Genomic DNA, 3,600 nt, shown 5'->3' with positions numbered 1-3,600 from the left:
GGCCGGTTCGTGCCCGACCGCGCGCACGGCGCGCGCCGGCGCCGGCGCGAGCGCAATGCCGCCCGCGACGCGCCAGCCGGCCACGATCGCCTTCATCTGGCGCGTCTGCTCTTCGAGCGACGCAGCCGCGGCCGCCGCCTGCTCGACGAGCGCCGCGTTCTGCTGCGTGACGGAATCCATCTGGCCGACCGCGCGATTGACCTGCTCGATGCCGGTCGACTGCTCGTCGGATGCGGCGCTGATCTCGCCCATGATGTCGGTCACGCGGCGCACGGCCTGCACGATCTCGTCCATCGTCGAGCCCGCGCGCGCGACGAGCGCGGAGCCGCTTTCGACCTTCTCGGCCGAATCGCCGATCAGCTGCTTGATCTCCTTCGCGGCGCTCGCGCTGCGCTGCGCGAGCGAGCGCACTTCGCCGGCGACCACTGCGAAGCCGCGGCCCTGCTCGCCTGCGCGCGCGGCCTCGACTGCCGCGTTCAGCGCGAGGATGTTGGTCTGGAACGCGATCCCTTCGATCGTGCCGATGATGTCGACGATCTTGCCGGAGCTCGTCGCGATGTCCTGCATCGTCGATACGACCTGGCCGACCACCTCGCCGCCCTGCGTCGCGATGTCCGACGCGTTCACCGCGAGCTGGCTCGCCTGGCGCGCGTTCTCCGCGTTCTGCCGCACGGTGCCGGTCAGCTGCTCCATGCTCGACGCGGTCTCCTGCAGCGACGCGGCCTGCTGCTCGGTGCGCTGCGACAGGTCGGTGTTGCCCGACGCGATCTCGCGCGCGCCGACGTCGATCGACTCGGCGCCGCGGTGCACGGCCTGCACCATCGCGGTAACGGCGTCCTGCATCCGCTTGATTCCGCCGAACAGGCGGCCGATCTCGTTCGTGCTGAACACGTTCACCGGCTGCGTGAGGTCGCCGCCGGCGATGCGCTCGAAGTGCGCGATCGCGTCTTCGAGCGGCTTCACGATCAGCCCGCGCATCGCGAAGCGGATCGCGATCACGACGACGAACGCGAGCGCGATGCCGGCCGCGATCAGGCCGATCATCATCGAGATCTGCGACTGCGTCGCGGCCTGGCGCTCTTCCGCGCGCTTCTGCAGCGCTGCGACCACGGCCGACGCGGTCTGGTCGTACGCGACGAACATCGGGCTGATCTTCGTGTCGGCGATCGCGTGGTACGCGGCCATGTCGCCCGCGCGCGCGGCAGCGAACTCGGGCTCGACGCCTTCCTTCACGATCGTCGTGTAGCGGGCGCTCAGCTCGTCGAGCAGCGACTGCTCGATGCCGAGCTTCGCGGTCGCCTGGAACGCCTGCCAGTTCTGGTTCGACTTCGCGTACAGCTCCTGCGCGCGATCGAGCACCTTCGCCGCGTCGGCCGCGTTGCCGGCCTCGGTCAGCGTGCGGAAGCGGTCGAGCGCGATGCGCGCGCGCAGCAGGTGCGCGGACGTGTCGTCGAGCGTGTGGATCGCCGGCAGGTCGACGTGCGCGATCTCGTCGAGCGACCGGCTCGCGTGATTGAGCGCGTAGAGGCCGAGCCCGCCGACCGCGGCGGCCAGGCACACGAGGATGAGTCCGACCGCCGTGAGCGTCGTGCGGATCGACCAGTTATGCAACATTGCAGATTCTCCCCAGGGTTGCTGCGCGCGGCGCGGTCACGCGCCGAGCGTTTCGATCAGCGCCATTTCGCGGCTCGACATCAGCTTCTCGATGTCCATCAGGATCAGCATCCGGCCGTCGACCGTACCGAGGCCCGTCAGGTACTCGGTCGTCAGCGTCGCGCCGAATTCCGGCGCCGGCATGATCTGGTCGGTCTGCAGCGTCAGCACGTCCGACACGCCGTCGACGACCATCCCGACCACGCGGTTCGACACGTTCAGGATGATCACGACGGTCTGATGGTCGTACTCGACGCGGCCGAGATGGAACTTGATCCGCATGTCGACGATCGGCACGATGATCCCGCGCAGGTTGATCACGCCCTTGATGAAATCGGGCGCGTTCGCGATGCGCGTGACGCTGTCGTAGCCGCGGATTTCCTGCACCTTCAGGATGTCGATTCCGTATTCCTCGTCGCCGAGCGTAAACACGAGGAATTCCTGGCCCGTCGCGTCGCCGTGTTCCGCATCGCGGCGGCTGGTCGCCGCGTTCGCCGCGGCCGGATTGATCATTTGGACTTCAGCAGACACGTTTGCCCCCAATCGGTTGAATGGCGAGAGTCAGAAGACGGCGAGCTCGGCGCCCGCCCGGGCGCCGTGCGCCGCACGGGTTTCGCGGTTCAGCGCCGCGACGTCGACGATCAGCGCGACGCTGCCGTCGCCGAGGATGGTCGCCGCCGAAATGCCGTGCACCTTGCGGTAGTTCGTTTCGAGGTTCTTCACGACGACCTGCTGCTGGCCGACCAGCTCGTCGATCAGCATCGCGAAGCGGCGGCCCTCCGTTTCCATGATCGTGACGATGCCCTGCGTCGGGTCGGTGCGCGCGTCCTCGACCGAGAACACCTCGTGCAGCGCGACGAGCGGCAGGTATTCGCCGCGTACGCGCACCACGCGCTCGCCGTTGCCGACCGTGTAGATGTCGTCGTTCGACGGCTGCAGCGACTCCATCACGAAGTTCAGCGGCAGGATGAAGATCTCGCTGCCGACCTTCACCGACATCCCGTCGAGGATCGCGAGCGTGAGCGGCAGCACGATCCGCGTGGTCGTGCCGCGGCCCGCCTGCGACGTGATCTCGACGTGGCCGCCCATCGACTGGATGTTGCGCTTCACGACGTCCATCCCGACGCCGCGGCCCGACACGTCGGTCACCGTCTCGGCGGTCGAGAAGCCGGGCGCGAAGATCAGGTTCCACACTTCTTCGTCGCTGATGTTGTCGGACACCTGCATGCCCTGCTTCGCGGCCTTCGCGAGGATCCGCTCGCGGTTCAGCCCCGCGCCGTCGTCGCTCACCTCGATCACGATGTTGCCGCCGTGATGCGCGGCCGACAGCACGAGCTGGCCGACCGCGTCCTTGCCGGCCGCGAGCCGCTTGTCGACCGTCTCGATCCCGTGATCGAGGCTGTTGCGCACGAGGTGCGTGAGCGGATCGATGATCCGCTCGATCAGGCTCTTGTCGAGCTCGGTCGCCTGACCGAACGTGACGAGCTCGACCTGCTTGCCGAGCTTGCCGGCCAGATCGCGCACGAGGCGCGGGAAGCGGCTGAACACGTAGTCCATCGGCATCATGCGAATCGACATCACCGCTTCCTGCAAATCGCGCGCGTTGCGCTCGAGCTGCGCCATCCCGTTGAACAGCCGGTCGTGCAGCGCCGGATCGAACGCGCTCGCCGTCTCCGCGAGCATCGCCTGCGTGATCACCAGCTCGCCGACGAGGTTGATCAGCTGGTCGACCTTCTCGACGCCGACGCGAATCGAGCTGCCTTCGGCACCGGCCGCGCCGGCGGCAGCCGCGCGCGGGCGCTTGTCGTCGTGATGTGCGGCGGCCGGCTGCGGCGCGGTGGGCGCAGGCTGCGAAGGCGGCTGCGCCGATTGCGTCGATTGCGACGCGGCGCTCGATTCGGCGGCCGCGGCGGGCGCGGCCGGCTGCGGTGCGGCTGCGCGCTGCGG

3 protein-coding genes are annotated in these 3,600 nt (G+C 68.7%); all 3 read right to left on the bottom strand.

The window, feature by feature from the left end; all coding sequences use genetic code 11:
* On the bottom strand, window positions 1–1,614 hold a 1,614-nt coding region (locus tag BUB20358_RS27695; RefSeq protein ID WP_174905173.1), incomplete at its 3' end, for a methyl-accepting chemotaxis protein.
* A gap of 36 nt (window positions 1,615–1,650) precedes the next feature.
* Window positions 1,651–2,166, bottom strand: coding sequence for a chemotaxis protein CheW (cheW, locus tag BUB20358_RS27690; RefSeq protein ID WP_035971390.1), 516 nt, complete (start codon window positions 2,164–2,166; stop codon window positions 1,651–1,653).
* A 48-nt stretch (window positions 2,167–2,214) separates the two neighbouring features.
* The coding region (locus BUB20358_RS27685; protein ID WP_174905172.1) for a chemotaxis protein CheW at window positions 2,215–3,600 on the bottom strand (1,386 nt) is incomplete at its 5' end.

It is taken from the genome of Burkholderia dolosa (assembly GCF_902499135.1).
GTDB lineage: Bacteria > Pseudomonadota > Gammaproteobacteria > Burkholderiales > Burkholderiaceae > Burkholderia > Burkholderia dolosa.
This window is presented reverse-complemented; position numbering and strand designations above follow the sequence as displayed.

Coding starts and splice junctions, on each gene's coding strand:
- cheW (WP_035971390.1), bottom strand. CDS start 2,166: ATGATCAATCCGGCCGCGGCGAACGCGGCGACCAGCCGCCGCGATGCG.